This is a genomic window from Citricoccus nitrophenolicus (assembly GCF_047305825.1).
GTDB lineage: Bacteria > Actinomycetota > Actinomycetes > Actinomycetales > Micrococcaceae > Citricoccus > Citricoccus nitrophenolicus.
Window position 1 is genome coordinate 1345024 of sequence record NZ_CP063070.1, and the last position, 14754, is coordinate 1359777.

15 protein-coding genes are annotated in these 14754 nt (G+C 70.0%); 2 read left to right on the forward strand and 13 right to left on the reverse strand.

Annotated elements, in window-relative coordinates:
* Window positions 1–65 precede the first annotated feature (65 nt).
* The 9 genes from IMT31_RS06190 to IMT31_RS06230 form a co-directional block, all read right to left on the reverse strand.
* The gene (locus tag IMT31_RS06190; protein ID WP_413544109.1) at window positions 66–968 is read right to left on the reverse strand and encodes a hypothetical protein; all 903 of its coding nucleotides are present in this window, start codon (window positions 966–968) and stop codon (window positions 66–68) included.
* On the reverse strand, window positions 965–3106 hold the full coding sequence (locus IMT31_RS06195; RefSeq protein WP_378109371.1) for a cytochrome c oxidase assembly protein: 2142 nt from the start codon (window positions 3104–3106) through the stop codon (window positions 965–967). Before IMT31_RS06195 ends, IMT31_RS06190 begins: the two co-directional genes overlap by 4 nt.
* Before the next feature lie 95 nt (window positions 3107–3201).
* A complete protein-coding gene (locus IMT31_RS06200) occupies window positions 3202–3960 on the reverse strand; it encodes a copper resistance protein CopC (RefSeq protein ID WP_413544110.1) in 759 nt (252 codons plus the stop codon).
* 95 nt (window positions 3961–4055) lie between these two features.
* Window positions 4056–4817 (reverse strand): hypothetical protein, encoded by a 762-nt coding sequence (locus IMT31_RS06205; RefSeq protein WP_413544111.1) that lies wholly within the window; start codon window positions 4815–4817, stop codon window positions 4056–4058.
* Between the two features lie 239 nt (window positions 4818–5056).
* Window positions 5057–5341 (reverse strand): HU family DNA-binding protein, encoded by a 285-nt coding sequence (locus IMT31_RS06210; protein WP_345360057.1) that lies wholly within the window; start codon window positions 5339–5341, stop codon window positions 5057–5059.
* A gap of 307 nt (window positions 5342–5648) precedes the next feature.
* Window positions 5649–5954 (reverse strand): 30S ribosomal protein S14, encoded by a 306-nt coding sequence (gene rpsN, locus IMT31_RS06215; RefSeq protein ID WP_345360054.1) that lies wholly within the window; start codon window positions 5952–5954, stop codon window positions 5649–5651.
* 3 nt (window positions 5955–5957) lie between these two features.
* A complete protein-coding gene (gene rpmG / locus IMT31_RS06220; RefSeq protein WP_345360051.1) occupies window positions 5958–6125 on the reverse strand; it encodes a 50S ribosomal protein L33 in 168 nt (55 codons plus the stop codon).
* A 1-nt stretch (window position 6126) separates the two neighbouring features.
* Window positions 6127–6363, reverse strand: coding sequence for a 50S ribosomal protein L28 (gene rpmB / locus IMT31_RS06225; RefSeq protein WP_309812673.1), 237 nt, complete (start codon window positions 6361–6363; stop codon window positions 6127–6129).
* Between the two features lie 374 nt (window positions 6364–6737).
* On the reverse strand, window positions 6738–7244 hold the full coding sequence (locus IMT31_RS06230) for a MarR family winged helix-turn-helix transcriptional regulator (RefSeq protein WP_413544378.1): 507 nt from the start codon (window positions 7242–7244) through the stop codon (window positions 6738–6740).
* Between the two features lie 281 nt (window positions 7245–7525).
* On the opposite strand from IMT31_RS06230, the gene IMT31_RS06235 reads away from it, so the two are divergent.
* A complete protein-coding gene (locus tag IMT31_RS06235) occupies window positions 7526–8905 on the forward strand; it encodes an aspartate aminotransferase family protein (RefSeq protein WP_345360042.1) in 1380 nt (459 codons plus the stop codon).
* 16 nt (window positions 8906–8921) lie between these two features.
* On the opposite strand, the gene IMT31_RS06240 is transcribed toward IMT31_RS06235, so the two are convergent.
* The gene (locus tag IMT31_RS06240; protein ID WP_413544112.1) at window positions 8922–9416 is read right to left on the reverse strand and encodes a DUF6328 family protein; all 495 of its coding nucleotides are present in this window, start codon (window positions 9414–9416) and stop codon (window positions 8922–8924) included.
* Window positions 9401–11995 carry an ATP-dependent DNA ligase gene (locus IMT31_RS06245; protein WP_413544113.1) on the reverse strand — a complete coding sequence of 865 codons (2595 nt, stop codon included), beginning with the start codon at window positions 11993–11995 and terminating at the stop codon, window positions 9401–9403. Before IMT31_RS06245 ends, IMT31_RS06240 begins: the two co-directional genes overlap by 16 nt.
* Window positions 11996–12039: 44 nt before the next feature.
* Between IMT31_RS06245 and IMT31_RS06250 the strand changes: the two genes are divergently transcribed.
* Entirely contained in the window at window positions 12040–13077 is a 1038-nt protein-coding gene (locus IMT31_RS06250; RefSeq protein WP_345360033.1) for a Ku protein, read from the forward strand.
* Window positions 13078–13152: 75 nt separating this feature from the next.
* Here the strand turns inward: IMT31_RS06250 and IMT31_RS06255 are convergent, their stop codons facing one another.
* Window positions 13153–14172 (reverse strand): cation diffusion facilitator family transporter, encoded by a 1020-nt coding sequence (locus tag IMT31_RS06255; RefSeq protein ID WP_413544114.1) that lies wholly within the window; start codon window positions 14170–14172, stop codon window positions 13153–13155.
* Window positions 14169–14660 (reverse strand): transporter substrate-binding domain-containing protein, encoded by a 492-nt coding sequence (locus tag IMT31_RS06260; protein ID WP_413544115.1) that lies wholly within the window; start codon window positions 14658–14660, stop codon window positions 14169–14171. The genes IMT31_RS06255 and IMT31_RS06260 overlap by 4 nt, the downstream gene beginning before the upstream one ends.
* Between the last annotated feature and the right edge of the window lie 94 nt (window positions 14661–14754).

Below are 14754 nucleotides of genomic sequence, written 5' to 3' on the forward strand. Positions count from 1 at the left end.
CTCCCGGAGACCGGTTCACAGCGCCGCGCCCGTCACCAACCGGCGTCAGCCGCCGTCAGCCGCCGTCAGTTGTCCAAACCCGACTCCGCGGCGGCCAGGACCTGCTCGGCCATGGTGGCGAACTCCTCGCCGGCCACCTCCTCGCCCCCGATGAACGAGACCATCACCACGTGCTCGGCCGTCCGGCCGATCAGCACCTGTGCCGTGGTCGTCCCGCCCCCGGCGGCCGGAGTGCGGGTCCACACCAGCCCGGAGTCCACCGCGCCTCCCGAGGCCTCGGATCCCCGCGCCGTGAACTCGAACGTGGAGGCCTGCTGGTCCTGGTCCGTGACGGTCATGGTCAGTTCGGGGCACTCGGAGACCAGCCGTTCCACACTGGCGAGGTGCTGCTCCACCATGGCGGGGTCCTCCAGGGACGCGACCTCCACGGTGCCGGTGCCGGCGAAGGCCTCGGAGCCGAAGTCGATCCGCGAGGCCTCCGCCCCCGGCATCAGGATGGGCGACCAGTCCACGGCCGTCAGCGGGGCCTTGCACTCGCCCGGGTCCACGGTGGTCCCGGAGGTGTTGGTCTGGCGCAGCCGCGCCTCTTCCCGGGTGTCCGCGATCGCCAGGTCCGTGGCGGAGACCTGGTTCGTGAAGCCGTAGCTCGCGGCCCGTTCGGCGGCGGCGCCCACGGCCCGCTGGTCCGGACGCGCGTCGGCGGCCTCGGCCACCGCAGCCCCCTCCGAGGCCGATGCGCCGGAGCCACCGCCCGGCGCGCCGGAGGTGCCCGCACCCGGAGCCGCCGCTCCCGAGGGTTCCTGAGAGGTGATGCCGTGAGGATTGGCGGGGACGCCGCCGTCGCTCCCGGAGCCGGCCTCCTCGGGGCCCGCCGAGCAGCCGGCCAGCAGCAGAGCGGCGGTCAGGCCGGCGGCCAACGGACCGGCCCATCGGGAGGTCAGGTGGCGGTGGTGGGTGGGGCCGGTCATCGGCGGGGCTCCTCGTGCTCAGCGAGTTCTTCGTACATGGCGTTCCAGGCCTTCAGCTCGGCCTCGTCGTTGAGGTCGGCCTTGCGGTCCAGGCGTCTGGTCTCCTTCGCGTCGTTCCGGGACCACATCACGGAGACCACCACGGCCATGATGACCGTGGGCACCTCGCCGATGCCCCACATCACGGCACCGCCGATCTGTTGGTCGGCGATCGCCGAGAGCCCCCAGTCGCGGCCGGTGGAGCCGAACCAGGAGGCCTGCAGGAGTGACTCGGAGGAGGTCATGGCCACGCCGATGAACGCGTGGAAGGCCATGGTGGCCAACAGGATGACCAGTCGCATCGGGTACAGCACCGTGCGCGGCAGCGGGTCGATCCCGATCATCACCGAGGCGAAGAGGTAGCCGGTCAACAGGAAGTGCACGTTCATGAACTCGTGGCCCAGGTGCTCCTGCAGGGCGAACCCGAAGATCGGCGTGTAGTAGAAGACCAGGATGGAGCCGGCGAAGTTCACGGCGGCCACCACCGGATTGGTGACGAACCTCGCGAATGGGGAGTGCACGAGCCACAGGATCCACTCGCGGGCACCGCGGGTACCGTCCGTCCGGGCCGGCAGGGACCGCAGCGCCAGGGTCACCGGAGCCCCGAGGACCAGGAACATCGGCGCGATCATGGTCAGCGTCATGTGGGCCACCATGTGGGCGCTGAACAGCACCTGGCCGTAGATGGCCGGAGCTCCCGAGGTCACCCAGAACAGGATCCCCAGCCCGAGCAGGAAGCACGCGGTGCGCAGAACGGGCCAGCCGTCCCCGCGCCGGAGCAGCCGGAGGGCGGAGCGCAGATACCACAGGGCCAGGAACGCGATGATGGCCACCCAGAGCCAGTCGAACCGCCACTCGGAGAACCAGGTCTGGAAGGTCAGTTCCGGCGGCAGGTCGTATCCGGTCAGGATGCGGGCGGGGGTGGCGTCCGGGGGCAGCTCCTCGGGGACGGGCGGGGAGGTGCGGGAGAGCACGGTGGCCAGCGCCATGACGGCGGCCATGATCGCAGCCTCCACGGCGATCAACTGCCAGAGCAGCCGTTTGGCCGCGGGCGGTGGGGCGGTGGTCCCGGTGGCCAGCCGCGGGATGATCCACAGCCGGTGCATGAGGCCGATCAGGCCCAGGGCCAGGGAGCCCAGGAGCTTGGCCAGCACCAGCAGGCCGTAGGGGCTGAGGAGCTGCTCGAGGGTGTTCATCCGGATCGCGGCGTTGACGATCCCGGAGATCACCACGGTGGCCAGCCCCAGGCCGGCCAGCAGGGAGTAACGCGAGACCACCGTGTAGACCAGTGGTTCGGGGCCCTCTCGGTGGGCCGAGGCCTGGCCGGCGGCGCCGTTCGGGCCGTGCAGCCGCGGGGAGACCAGGGCCAGGACGATCAGCCCGCCGATCCACACCACCACGCCCAGCAGGTGCAGGCCGATGGAGTTGACGGCGCCGTTGTGGTCATCGCCGGAGGCCGAGTGGCCGATCAGGGCCAGCGGGACGATGCCGACCAGCCCGAGCACGGCGGTCCAGGCCAGTCCGGTGGTGGAGCGGACCGCCAGGGTGAGGGAGGTGACCACCGCGGCGATCACCGTGACCGCCGTCCAGGCCTGACCCACGGAGATGTCCTGCAGATAGCCGACGAGCCCGGAGGTGAAGCTGGCCCCCGGGTCCAGGGGCATCCCCGCCAGGTCCGAGTAAGAGAGCACGAGCACGGCGAGTGCCGAGAGGGTCCAGACCACGGCGGAGACCGTGGCGACCTGCATCAGGCGGGTGAAGGCCGGGTGCTCCGTCTCCGCGGCGTCCCCGGAGCGGCGCGCACCGGACCGCCCGCTCCGGGCGCCGCCCTTCCGGGGTGGCATGATCACACAGGCGAAGACCAGGGCGCCCACGGCCGTGGGCATGGCCAGATTGTGCACCAGCTCGGCGATCGGCAGGCCCCAGCGCGTCAGCGCGCCAGGGTCCGAGAGCTCATCCACGGCCGTGATGCCGGTCCAGGCGGCCGCCAGCACCAGAGCCACGGCGCCGACCACGCCGGCCGCGGGCCACAGCCAGACCGGTGCACCGGAGTCTCGCTCGGTGGTGCTCGTAGAACTCGAAGAAGTCACAGTGTCCATTCTCTCGCAGTTTCCCGCGCCGCCCTCCGGCGTGCCGCCGGCGGAGGACCCGGGAGGACGACGGCGGCGCGTCGCCTCCCGGGACCGGGTTGGGCCTACCTCTGGTCGGCACCGGGGCCGGCGTCGATCCCCTTGGCCTTGCGGAACACCATGATCACGGCGACCACCACCACGAGCAGGCCGCCGATCGCGGCCACCCAGGCCCAGCCGGGAACGGCGGGGGCGGGGTCCTGACTGTCCTGGGACGTGGCCTCCCCGGACTCCTGGGTGTCATCAGCAGTGGTGGCGGGATCCGTGGCGGCGGTGGATTCCGTGGTGGCGGGATCCGTGGCGGTCGCGTCCGAGGAGACCGGGGCGTCAGGGTTCACCACACCGCAGTCCTCGGGCACCGCCTGCTCGGGGGCACTCGGGTCCTCGAGGGTGAAGTCATAGCTCTTCTCCTCGGAGTGGCCGTCCGAGTACACCACGCGGTAGCTGACCTGGTACTCGCCGTTGGGCATGCCCTCGCACAGCTCGACGCTGAGTTCGGGGCCGGAGACCGCTGACTCCCCGTCCTGCCACTGGTGGCCGTTCTCATCCGTCACGGTGGCCGCGTTGGTGATGCCCTCACCGGTGATCAGATTGCCGGAGAAGGTGAGGTTGAGCTGGCTCGGGGCCTCGATCGCCGCGGTGCCGGCCTCCGGGGTGGCGGACAGCAGTTGGTCGTGGGCCGCGGCCGGGGCGGCCGTGGCCAGCGTGAGCAGTCCCGCCGCGGTGAGCGCGGCGGCTCCGGCCCAGGGGGCGCGGCGGGCCGGGGAGGTCCGGGTGGGCAGGGTGGGCAGGGTGTTCTGGAACGTGTTGCGTTGCATGGTCATGGTGTCCTTTGCAGCCCGGGGCCGGAAGGCGCCGGGCGGTGGTCCGCGGTTGGAGGGGCGGGAGCAGCCCGGCCAGCCGGCGGATCGAGAAACGATCAGGCGGCCAGGGCGAGCTGTGCTCCTGCCGGCGGACCTCGCAGCCGCAGGGAGGGCAGCAGGACGTCATCCGGGCGGTGCACCACGGTCAACCGTGCCGCCGAGGCCCGGCGGACGGGGACGGCAGGGACCCATCGGGCCAGCCTGGCCCCCGGGGAACGCAGGATGAGGCCCACGGCGAGCTCCGCCACCCGGGCGGCGAGGACCTCCCCACGGCGCAGTGCCAGCACCGTGACCACGGCGGCGAGCAGGTGCGCGGCCATCATGGCTGGGGAGTCGGAGTGCAGGGCGGCCTCGGCCCCCGGGACCTCGCCGGCCCCCGCCCCAGGACCGGCGTCGGCTGTTGCCTTCGCGGTGGCGGCGAGACCGACCGTGGACACGGCTTGCGCCCCGTGTCCCGAGTGGAGCCCCGATTCGGTCAGGGTGGGTGCGACCGCCGGTGCGGCGGCGGAGTAGAGCCAGTGGAACAGCAGCTGGCTGGTGGCGACCCCGGCGGCGAGCCGCCACCAGGACAGCCGGCGTCCCGCCAGGGCGGTGCACACCGGGCCAGCCAGCGCGAGGGTGAGGATCCAGAGGATCGGGGCGGGGCCGGCATGGTGAGGGGCCTGGGAGACACCCGTCTCCACGAGGTTCGCCAGGGTGTGGGAGCCGGCCGCCAACACCGTGGCGACCACGGCCGCGGCCCAACCGCGCAGCAGCCGTGCCGCACCACGGGCCGGGGTCCGATCCGCGGCGTGCCCGGTCCGGGCAGGGCTCAGCACTCTTCGAGTGGACACCGAGCACCTCCCTGCCGCCGTGCGCTAGTCAGTGCTCCATGCTACGTGGGTTCTACCGGCTGTAGAAAACCGCTGGGGGGGGTGAAGGCATCGGCCCCGCGGACTGGCCCTGGGGCCCAAACGATGAGGTGCCTTAAACGCCGAAGGCGCCCCACGCGGTGGGGCGCCTTCGGCGGGCGGTCTGCGCCGGCCCCCTGGGGGATCCGGCCATCGGCCCTCTCGGATCACTTGCCGGTGGCAGCAGCCTTCAGCTTGGAGCCAGCGGAGATCTTGACCGAGTGGCCGGCCGGGATCTCGATGGACTCGCCGGTCTGCGGGTTGCGGCCGGTACGGGCGGCGCGGTCGGTGCGCTCCACGGCGATCCAACCGGGGATGGTGACCTTCTCACCCTTGGAGACCTGTGCGGAGAAGATCTCGAAAACGGCATCCAGCACGCCGTTGACGGCGGCCTGGGAGTTGCCGGTCTTCTCGGCGGCGGCGGCAACCAGTTCGCTGCGGTTCATAGCCATGTGTCCTCCTGGACTTCGATGGTGGTTTCCCTTGGCCCGAACCGGCAGATCCGGGCGCGTGCTTCGAAAACTACCACCCGGATCGGCGAAAACACGCCTCGGAAGCGCGGAAACACGCGGAATTCGGGGGATTCGCGGCAATTTCTCCTCGATTTCCCCTGTTTCAGCCCCTTCTCCGGGCCGCAGCACCGGCTCGGGCCCCGCTCCGTCCAACGCCGAAGGGGTGGCAGACCCTATGGTCTGCCACCCCTTCAGGATGGTGTGGACGGCGCCCTGCGGGCACCGTCACCGGCAATCTAGCCGGTGATCACCAGGAGGACTTGGTGATGCCGGGCAGCTCGCCACGGTGGGCCATGTCCCGGAAGCGGACACGCGAGATGCCGAACTTCTGGAAGGTACCGCGCGGACGGCCGTCGATGGAGTCGCGGCTGCGCACGCGCACCGGGGAGGCGTCGCGGGGGAGCTTCTGCAGGCCCACGCGTGCGGCTTCGCGCGCCTCGTCCGAGGCGTTCGGATCCACCAGGGTCTTCTTCAGCTCCAAGCGCTTCTCGGCATAGCGGGCAACGATGACCTTACGCTGCTCGTTCTTGGCAATCATGGACTTCTTGGCCATGCCTCAGCGCTCCTCTCGAAATTCGACGTGCTGGCGGACGACCGGATCATACTTCTTGATCACGATACGGTCCGGGGTGTTTCGACGGTTCTTGCGGGTCACGTAGGTGTACCCGGTACCGGCGGTGGACTTCAGCTTGATGATGGGACGTACGTCCTTGTCCTTGGCCATGTCAGAGCTTCACTCCCTTGGCAAGCAGGTCGGCGACGACGGCGTCGATCCCGCGCACGTCGATGGTCTTGATGCCCTTGGTGGACAGCGTCAGGGTGACGTTGCGGCGCAAGGACGGGACCCAGTAGGTCTTCTTCTGGATGTTCGGGTCGAACCGACGCTTGGTGCGACGGTGCGAGTGGGAAATGCTGTGGCCGAAGCCCGGCCCAGCCCCGGTTACCTGGCAGTTAGCTGCCATGATCACTCCTCGTTGCAAGTAGTAGTAAAAGAACGGGCGGAACCCGTTGTGGAACCTCCGGACGAACCGGGCGCTCCACGAGTCCCGCCACCAGTTGTGACACCGCGCTCTTACTGCGACTTTCCGAAGGGGTAACCAGACTGGGTGAGAGCCAGCCGAAGTGCCCTTGTATCGCGGGGGAAGACGGTGAGTCCCCTGCCGAGGCCGGTGAAGGCTGGCCGGGGATCCGGTTACGGGAAGCACGTTGTTTTCCGGTGCAGGAGCGGCCCGTGCGGACAGGGGCACGCCACAACACAACGTGGCTTAACGCCGTTCCATCTTAGGCCAGCGGCGCGAATCCTCCAAACCGGGATCCACCTGGGATCCCGGCGCCCTCAGGCCTGCTGCGGCCGGTCATCCGCGAGGGCCGGATCCCGGAAGACCCAGTGGTCCGGATCCAGGTGGGCCAGGATCTTGGCCCCGATCCGGCCCATATCCGCCAGGTCCTGATCGTCGAGGCTGTCCAGGAACCGCGCCCGCACGCTGGCCACATGGAACGGGGCCAACCGCGCGATCTCCGCCATCCCCACCTCCGTGATCTTCGCCATGGTGACGCGCGCGTCCTCACTGGACGGACTCCGGGCCATCAGGCCCCGGCTCTCGAGCTTGCGCGCCACGTGTGAGAGCCGGGACAGGGAGGCATTGGTCCGCGCGGCCAGCTCGCTCATGGGCAGCGCGTCGTCACTCTCGGAGAGCATGGCCAGCACCTGGTACTCGAAGAAGCTGACGGTGCCCTCCAGCTGCAGGTCGGCCTCCAGGGTGGGCATGAGCTGCATGTGGGTGGCCACCAGGGTCAGCCAGGCGCGGCGTTCCTGGGAGGAGAGCCATCGGACACCCTCCAGGCCCGTCTCCGCGGTCGCACCGGCGTCCCGGGCCTCGTCAACGGTCTCTGTCACGGGGTCCATGGAGGTGATTATCCCATCATCGCCACCACTCCGGTGCCCCCGCCACCCTGCGACCGGCCCGGGCCGGCCCGGGCCGTGGCGGACGGCCGGTGACACGGTTCACCCTTCGCCGGTCGGATCGGGCATGCTGGTGCCCAGTGGTGTCCTGCACCACACCGGATATCCGCACAGCCCCTGGGCCGCCAGCGCCGCCGCCCGCACCAGCGTCAGGAGAGTCGATGACCATCCAGCCCGTGACCCCGGACCCGTCCATCAGCGAGGATCTTCTGGCAGCCGGCCGCACAGCCTATGAGCTGGACCGCGCCCACGTCTTCCACTCCTGGAGCGCCCAGGGCGCCCTGACCCCGATGACGATCCTGAAGGCCGAGGGCTCACACGTCTGGGACGGGGAGGGCCGGAGGTTGATCGACTTCTCCTCCCAGATGATCAACACCAACATCGGCCACTCGCACCCCGCGGTGGTCTCCGCCATCCAGGAGCAGGCGGCGAGGATCGCCACGATCGCCCCCGCCCACGTCAACGATGTCCGCTCCGAGGCGGCCCGGCTCGTGGCCGAGCTGGCCCCCGGGGACCTGGACCATGTCTTCTTCACCAACGCCGGTGCCGAGGCCGTGGAGCACGCCATCCGCATGGCCCGCCTGCACACCGGCAGGAACAAGGTCCTCTCTGCCTACCGCTCGTATCACGGCGGCACGGACCTGGCCGTGAACGTGACCGGAAGCGCCCGGCGCTTCGCCTCGGATCGGGGCACGGCCGGCGTCGCGCGCTTCTTCCCGCCGTACCCCTACCGCAGCTCATTCCATGCCGAGAACCCCGAGCAGGAGACCGAGCGCGCGCTGGAGCACCTCGAACAGGTCATCCAGCTGGAGGGCCCCGGCACCGTGGCCGCCGTGATCCTGGAATCCGTGCCGGGCACCGCCGGGATCTTCGTCCCGCCCGCCGGATACATGGAGGGGGTGCGGGAGTTGACCCGGAAGCACGGGATCCTGTTCATCGCCGATGAGGTCATGGTGGGCTTCGGCCGCACCGGCCGCTGGTTCGGCGTGGACCACTGGGGTGTGGAGCCGGATCTGATGACCTTCGCCAAGGGCGTCAACTCCGGCTACGTGCCGCTCGGCGGCGTGGCGATCTCCGGGGAGGTCTACGCCACTTTCACCGACCGTGCCTACCCGGGCGGGCTGACCTACTCCGGCCACCCGCTGGCCTGCGCCGCAGCTGTGGCCACGATCAACGCCATGAAGGAAGAGGGCATGGTGGAGAACGCCGCAAGGATCGGCACCGAGATCCTCGGACCGCGGCTGCGCCAGCTGATGGAGCGCCATCCCTCCGTGGGGGACGTCCGCGGGCTGGGGGCCTTCTGGGCGGTCGAGCTGGTCAGGGACCGCACCACCAAGGAGCCACTGGCGCCCTACGGCGGCGCGAGCCCGGAGATGGGCGCGCTCGCGGGCGAGTGCAAGAAGCTCGGGTTGCTGCCCTTTGTCAGCGAGAACCGCCTGCACATCGCCCCGCCGTTGAACACCCCCGATGAGGTGCTGCACGAGGGGCTGGACATCCTGGACCAGGCGCTGGAGGTCGCTGACGTGCACGCCGCCAGCTGAGCGGGCACCACCGAGGTCAGGCAGCCTCCGGCCTGAGCACCGGGGGAAGCACCACCAACAGGACCCCGATCACCACGGCCGTGGATCCGGTGACCCACCATGCACCCACCGGATCCACCAGGGCGTGGGCGATGAAGGCGACGCAGCCGGCCAGCAGCAGCCCCATCCCGGCCAGGCAGATCCGCAACACCCGGTGGCCCAGCTGCACGGTGCGGTGCTTGACGTGCCGGCCGAAGAAGCGGCGGTGGATCGCCACGGGCAACAGCATCAACACGGTCAACATGACGGCCGCGACCAGCAACGCCACATACCAGCCGATCAGGTCTCCGGCGAGGTCGTCGAACCGGGCCTGAAACGGCAGCGTCACCAGGAACGCGGTGACGATCTGGGTTCCGGTCTGCATCACCCTCAGCTCCTGGAGCAGGTCGTTCCAGTTGCGGTCCTGCTTCTCCCCGGTGGTCTCGTGCCGCAGCGCCTCACCGTTCCCCCGCTCGTTCATCCCGTCTCCCACCGAACCTCCTCCGGAGACTTGTCCCGGCGCCAGCCCCGCCAGGCGGCCTGCCGGAGCCGGCCCGCGCGGGTCCTGCCCGCGAGGCTGACCTCGCCCACGAGCGAGGGCCGCACCCACCAGGCATCCGCCCGATCCGCGGCCGGGACGTCCTGCACCGGCGGGGTCTTGCGCTCGATCCGACGCAGCGTCCCCTCCACCGCCTGCAACTGATCCGCCGAGAACCCGGTCCCCACCCGGCCCGCGTAGCTCAGTTGTCCTGCCTCGTCCGGCACGGCCACCAGCAGTGAGCCGATGCCACCGGAGCGGCCGCCCCTGCCGCGCCTGGCCCCGATCACCACCACCTCCTGGTGCTGCTGCAGCTTCAGCTTGATCCACGCGGCACCGCGGCGGCCGGAGAGATACGTGGAGTCCGTTCGCTTGGCCACCACCCCTTCGAGGTCCATTTCGCGGCTGGCCCGCCGGGCCTGGGCCAGGGTGCCGAGGTGGTTCGGCGGCACGGACACCGCCTCCCCGGACACGACGACGGCCTCCAGGATCGCTCGGCGCTCGCCCTGGGTGGTGCGCAGCAGCGAGCGGACGCGACCCGCCGAGCTGCCGGGCGGCCCCAGTTGGAGGACATCGAAGACCAGGTACCTCAGCTCGATCCCACCGGCATCATGCCCAGGCTTCCCGGTCTGGCGCCGGCCGCGGCCCGTTCGCCCACTGGCCTCCTGCAGCAGATCGAAATCGGGGCGCCCGTCGGCGTCCAGGGCGACCAGTTCGCCGTCCAGCACCGCCCCGCCCCGCTCAGCGGCCTCCCCCGTGAGCAAGCCGGTCAGTTCCTGCAGTGCGGGGTAGTCGGCTGTGAGGTCCTGGCCGTTGCGGCTGGCCAGGACCAGCCGGCCGGGCGCGACCCCGGCGATCACGCGGTAGCCGTCCCACTTCATCTCGTAGGACCAGTCCTCGTCCGCCGCCAGGTCCGAGGGTTTCCCGGCGGTGGCCAGCATGGGGGCGGGCAGATCAGCCACCGTGAACGCCTGCTCGTCTGTGGTGCCGGTGGCGGGGGACGTGCCGGTGCTGGCCCGCCGAGCCGGCGCACGGCCCTGCCCCTTGGCGGCGGGCTGTGGACCACCGGCCACCGGCTGCTCCTTCATGAGATGGATCAGCCAGTTGTCCTCCCCGCCCATCCCCGGGGCATGGATCAGCGCATAGCGGCGCGGCACACCACCCAGCCCACCTGTGGCACGCCCGTGCAGCACCGCGATCACCTCGTGGCCCTCCCGCCACTTCTCGATCTCGATGGTCCCGGCGTCCCAGATGGTGACCTCCCCGGCCCCGTACTCGCCTTTCGCGATGGTCCCCTCGAAGGTCCCGTACTCCAGGGGATGGTCCTCCGTCATCACGGCCAGGCGATTGGCCTCCGTGTCCAGCGGCGGCCCCTTGGGCACGGCCCAGGAGACCAGCACCCCGGAATGCTCCAGCCGGAAGTCCCAGTGCAGGCGGCGGGCATGGTGCTCCTGGATGACGAAGGTGGGCGGTTCGCTCTCGCTGTGCTCCCGTGCCGTCGGCGCCTGTTCAGGCACCGGTTCGGCGGTCTTCGCCGCATCCCGCTTGGAGCGGTACTTCGCGAGCCGGTCCTCCCCGGTCTGCGGAGTGGCCCCCTCGGCGCCGGCCTCTGGGGTCCCGGCCTCCTGGCGGCCGCCGTCCGGCACCCATCCCAGCGGTGCCAGCGGGTCCATCCCGTCGGCCACCCGCTGGAGGACCTCAGCCATCTCGATGTGGCGCAGATCCGGGTCCTCGAGTTCCTCCCAGGTCCGGGGGGCTGCCACCCAGGGCCGCTCCCGGCCCCGGAGGGAGTACGGGCTGACCGTGGTCTTGGAACCGTTGTTCTGGCTCCAGTCCACGAACACCTTGCCGGCCCGGCTGGTCCTGCGCATGCTGGAGACGACCCGGTCCGGATGGTCGGCCACCAAGGCCTTCGCCAGCTCGTGGGCCACTCGATTGACCGCGTCCGCGTTGTGCCGCCCGTCGAGTCCCGCGTAGAGGTGGATGCCCTTCGATCCGGAGGTCACCGGATGGGCCTCGAGGCCCATGTCCTGGAGGATCTCGCGGCACCAGCCAGCCACCTCGGCGCATTCGGTCAGCCCGGTGCCCTCTCCCGGATCCAGGTCCAGCACCAGCCGGTCAGGGTTGCGCGGCTGCCCGTTGCGGCCGAAGCGCCACTGCGGGGTGTGCAGTTCCAGGGCCGCCACTTGGGCGAACCAGGCCAGCACGGCCGGCTCGTTGGCCAGGGGGTAGGTGTTGGTGTGGTCGGAGTGCGCGATCCGGCCGGTCGGGATCCAGGATGGGGCCGAGTCCTCGAGGTCCTTGCGGAAGAAGACCTGTCCGGGGTGCTCTGCCGTGCCCACTCCGTCCACCCATCGCTTCCGGGTCACGGGGCGCTGCGCCACTTGGGGGATGAGCACTCCGGCCACGGCGAGGTAGTACTCCATGACCTCGGCCTTGGTGGTCCCCGTGGCCGGGTAGAGCACCTTGTCCAGGCTGGAGACGGAGAGGCGGCGTTCACCCACGGTGTAGGTCTGCCGCGCAGATCGTGCCATGTGAACCCTCCCGGATGGGACGCTGACGTCCTAGGCTGACCGTCATGCGAGCCGTATGGTCTGGATCTATCACCTTTGGCCTGGTCAACGTCCCTGTCAAGGCGTACTCCGCAACGAAGAGGCATGATGTCTCCCTGCATCAGGTCCACGATGCCGACGGGGGGCGGATCCGCTACCAGCGGCGTTGCGAGGTGTGCGGCAAGAAGATCGACTACGAGCACATCGACAAGGCCTACGAGGACGGCGAGCAGACGGTGGTACTCACGGACCAGGACCTCGATTCCCTGCCGGAGACGCAGAACGATGAGATCGAGGTGGTCCAGTTCGTCCCCTCGGACCAGATCGATCCCCTCATCCTCGGCAAGAGCTACTTCCTGGAGCCGCAGGGCAAGTCCCCGAAGTCCTACCTGCTGTTGCGCCATGCACTCGAGGACACCGAGCGCACCGCCGTGGTGACCTTTGCGCTCCGCCAGAAGACCCGCTTGGGGGTATTGCGGGTCCAGGACGCCGTCCTGGTCCTGCAGGCCATCCGGTGGGCGGACGAGGTCCGCGAGGTGGATTTCCCCGCCACCCGGTCGAGGGCGAAGATCGGCACCAAGGAGAAGAAGCTGGCGGCTGCCCTGGTGGACCAGTTCGCCTCCGACTTCACCCCGGAGGAGTTCGAGGACACCTACCAGACGGAGCTGCGCCGACTCATCGACGCCAAGATCGAGCAGGGCGAGGCGTTGGACACCGAGGCCACCTTCGGTGAGATCGCGAGCGCTGACGGTGATGGCGCCTCAGAGGACGGGGAGGATGCCGAGGTCATCGACCTGATGCAGGCGCTCAAGGCGTCCCTGGACAAGCAGCGCGGCGGTGGCCGGACGGCGTCCGGGACGAAGAAGACCGGGACGAAGAGGTCCGGGACGAAGAAGTCCACCGGGGCGTCCACCCGGACGAAGGGCAAGGCCCAGAAGAGCGACGCGAAGAAGAGCTCGGCCCAGAAGGGCAAGGGCTCAAGGGCGAAATCCTCCGGCAAGCCGGCCGGTACGTCCAACGGGAAGGCCGCCGGGAAGTCGTCCTCCCGGCGCAAGAGCGCCTGAGGACGCTCCACGTGCGGCACTCCACACCCGGCCGGGGCGGGTTCTCCCGCCACCGGTCCGGCGGGGGCGGTCAGGTCAGCGGCCCTGGCGGCCACCCTCGGACTGCTTGTCATGCTGCTCGCCGCCGTGGACCTCTGCCGGGAGCTCGTCCACGAGCGCCACCACCACGTCCTCGAGTTTCCAGTCCAGCTCGATGACGCCCTCGGCCAGGTTCCGGAGCCGTTCAGGGGTCTGAGCCGCGCCGCCGACGGGGACCACGAACAGCTCAGTGTGGAACACGTGTCCCTCGTCCCGCATGCGCACTCCGGCATGCTCGACCCAGTCGAGGGACCGGGCCTGCTTCTCGACCTTCTCCAGCAGCGGATGCGGGTCATTGCCGTCGATGGTCCGCGCCCGGGAATCGGCCAGATCGGTGATCGCCGTGCTCACGTTCCGGAAACCGTCCTTGACGATGCTCAGGCCGATGAAGATGGCCGCGGCGGCATCGAACCACCACAGGCCCAGACCGACCCCGGCCACCCCCACCGCCGTGCCCACGGACGTGCGCCAGTCGGCCTTGAGCATGTCCGCATCGGCATAGAGGACCTTGTCATGCAGCTCGTTGGCCACCTTCATCTTGAGTCGACCCAAGACCACGGGGACCGGGACGAGCAACAGCATCAGGGCGATCATGAACCAGCCCTGCCACACCGTCTGCCCGAACACGTGGAAGGTGCCGATCGGTGGATGCTCGCCCTGGATGAGCCCGAGGGCTGAGTCGAGGAGCAGGTATGAGCCCATGACCAGCAGTGCGACCCCGGCCACCAGGTGCCCCACTCCGATGGCCCGGTGGTTGCCATAGGGGCGCCTCCGGGAGGGGGGCTTGTTCACCACCGCCACGGCCACCAGGAAGGCGATCGGGGGCACGAAGGCGAGCATGTCCTCGATCCAGGCCGCCTTCATGGCCTGCGAACTGCCCATGACCAGGGCGATCAGGCAGACGGCGACCACCAGGTAGCCCACGGTGATCCATTCCAGCCGCACGGCCCGGCGCAGGGAGTCCTGGAGCTCCGGGGTGAGCTCGGTGCGCCCGAACCGGCGGTTCGTCATCCTCATGGCCTGGCCCCCTCGTGGTGCTCGTCCAGGAACCGTTCGAGTTCGCCGAGCAGCTGGTTCTCGCCCAGGGGGACGGCCAGCACCAGCTGGACCGTGCTGCCGTCCGGCCCGGTGTCCTCGGCATAGGAGCGGGTCAGCGAGGCCTTCGAGCTCCACGGCGTCTGGTCCGTGAGCCCACCGGCCACCAGGTCCACCGCCCCGGACTCCAGGCCGGTCATCAGGGCTTCTTCCCCGGAGGCCGTCCATGCGATGTCCGCATCGATCTGCTCGGCGAAGGCTCGCACAAGGTCCACCTCGCTACCGGAGGGCTCGGCACCGGTGGCGTCCACATAGGGCGGGTGGTGGACCACCCCCACCGAGAGGGTTCCCCCGGAGACCTCATCCAGGGTCCCCTCCGGATCGGCCGGGTAACCCGAGGACGTACAGCCGGTCAGGGTCAGCACGGTCGCCAGGGCGGCGACGATCACACCGCGTCGAGTCGGACGCATGGGTCCATCGTCGTATCCCGGCATGCCGCCCCCTGTGTCAGGTCCTATACGCGGTCGGTCACCTCAGGGGCTCCGGCCATGCGAGCGCAGCTCG

Excerpts from the sequence above, each read along its gene's own strand:
- IMT31_RS06190 (WP_413544109.1), bottom strand. The coding sequence starts at position 968 with ATGACCGGCCCCACCCACCACCGCCACCTGACCTCCCGATGGGCCGGT.
- IMT31_RS06195 (WP_378109371.1), bottom strand. The coding sequence starts at position 3,106 with ATGGACACTGTGACTTCTTCGAGTTCTACGAGCACCACCGAGCGAGAC.
- IMT31_RS06200 (WP_413544110.1), bottom strand. The coding sequence starts at position 3,960 with ATGACCATGCAACGCAACACGTTCCAGAACACCCTGCCCACCCTGCCC.
- IMT31_RS06210 (WP_345360057.1), bottom strand. The coding sequence starts at position 5,341 with ATGGCTATGAACCGCAGCGAACTGGTTGCCGCCGCCGCCGAGAAGACC.
- rpsN (WP_345360054.1), bottom strand. The coding sequence starts at position 5,954 with ATGGCCAAGAAGTCCATGATTGCCAAGAACGAGCAGCGTAAGGTCATC.
- rpmG (WP_345360051.1), bottom strand. The coding sequence starts at position 6,125 with ATGGCCAAGGACAAGGACGTACGTCCCATCATCAAGCTGAAGTCCACC.
- rpmB (WP_309812673.1), bottom strand. The coding sequence starts at position 6,363 with ATGGCAGCTAACTGCCAGGTAACCGGGGCTGGGCCGGGCTTCGGCCAC.
- IMT31_RS06235 (WP_345360042.1), top strand. The coding sequence starts at position 7,526 with ATGACCATCCAGCCCGTGACCCCGGACCCGTCCATCAGCGAGGATCTT.
- IMT31_RS06245 (WP_413544113.1), bottom strand. The coding sequence starts at position 11,995 with ATGGCACGATCTGCGCGGCAGACCTACACCGTGGGTGAACGCCGCCTC.
- IMT31_RS06250 (WP_345360033.1), top strand. The coding sequence starts at position 12,040 with ATGCGAGCCGTATGGTCTGGATCTATCACCTTTGGCCTGGTCAACGTC.
- IMT31_RS06255 (WP_413544114.1), bottom strand. The coding sequence starts at position 14,172 with ATGAGGATGACGAACCGCCGGTTCGGGCGCACCGAGCTCACCCCGGAG.
- IMT31_RS06260 (WP_413544115.1), bottom strand. The coding sequence starts at position 14,660 with ATGCGTCCGACTCGACGCGGTGTGATCGTCGCCGCCCTGGCGACCGTG.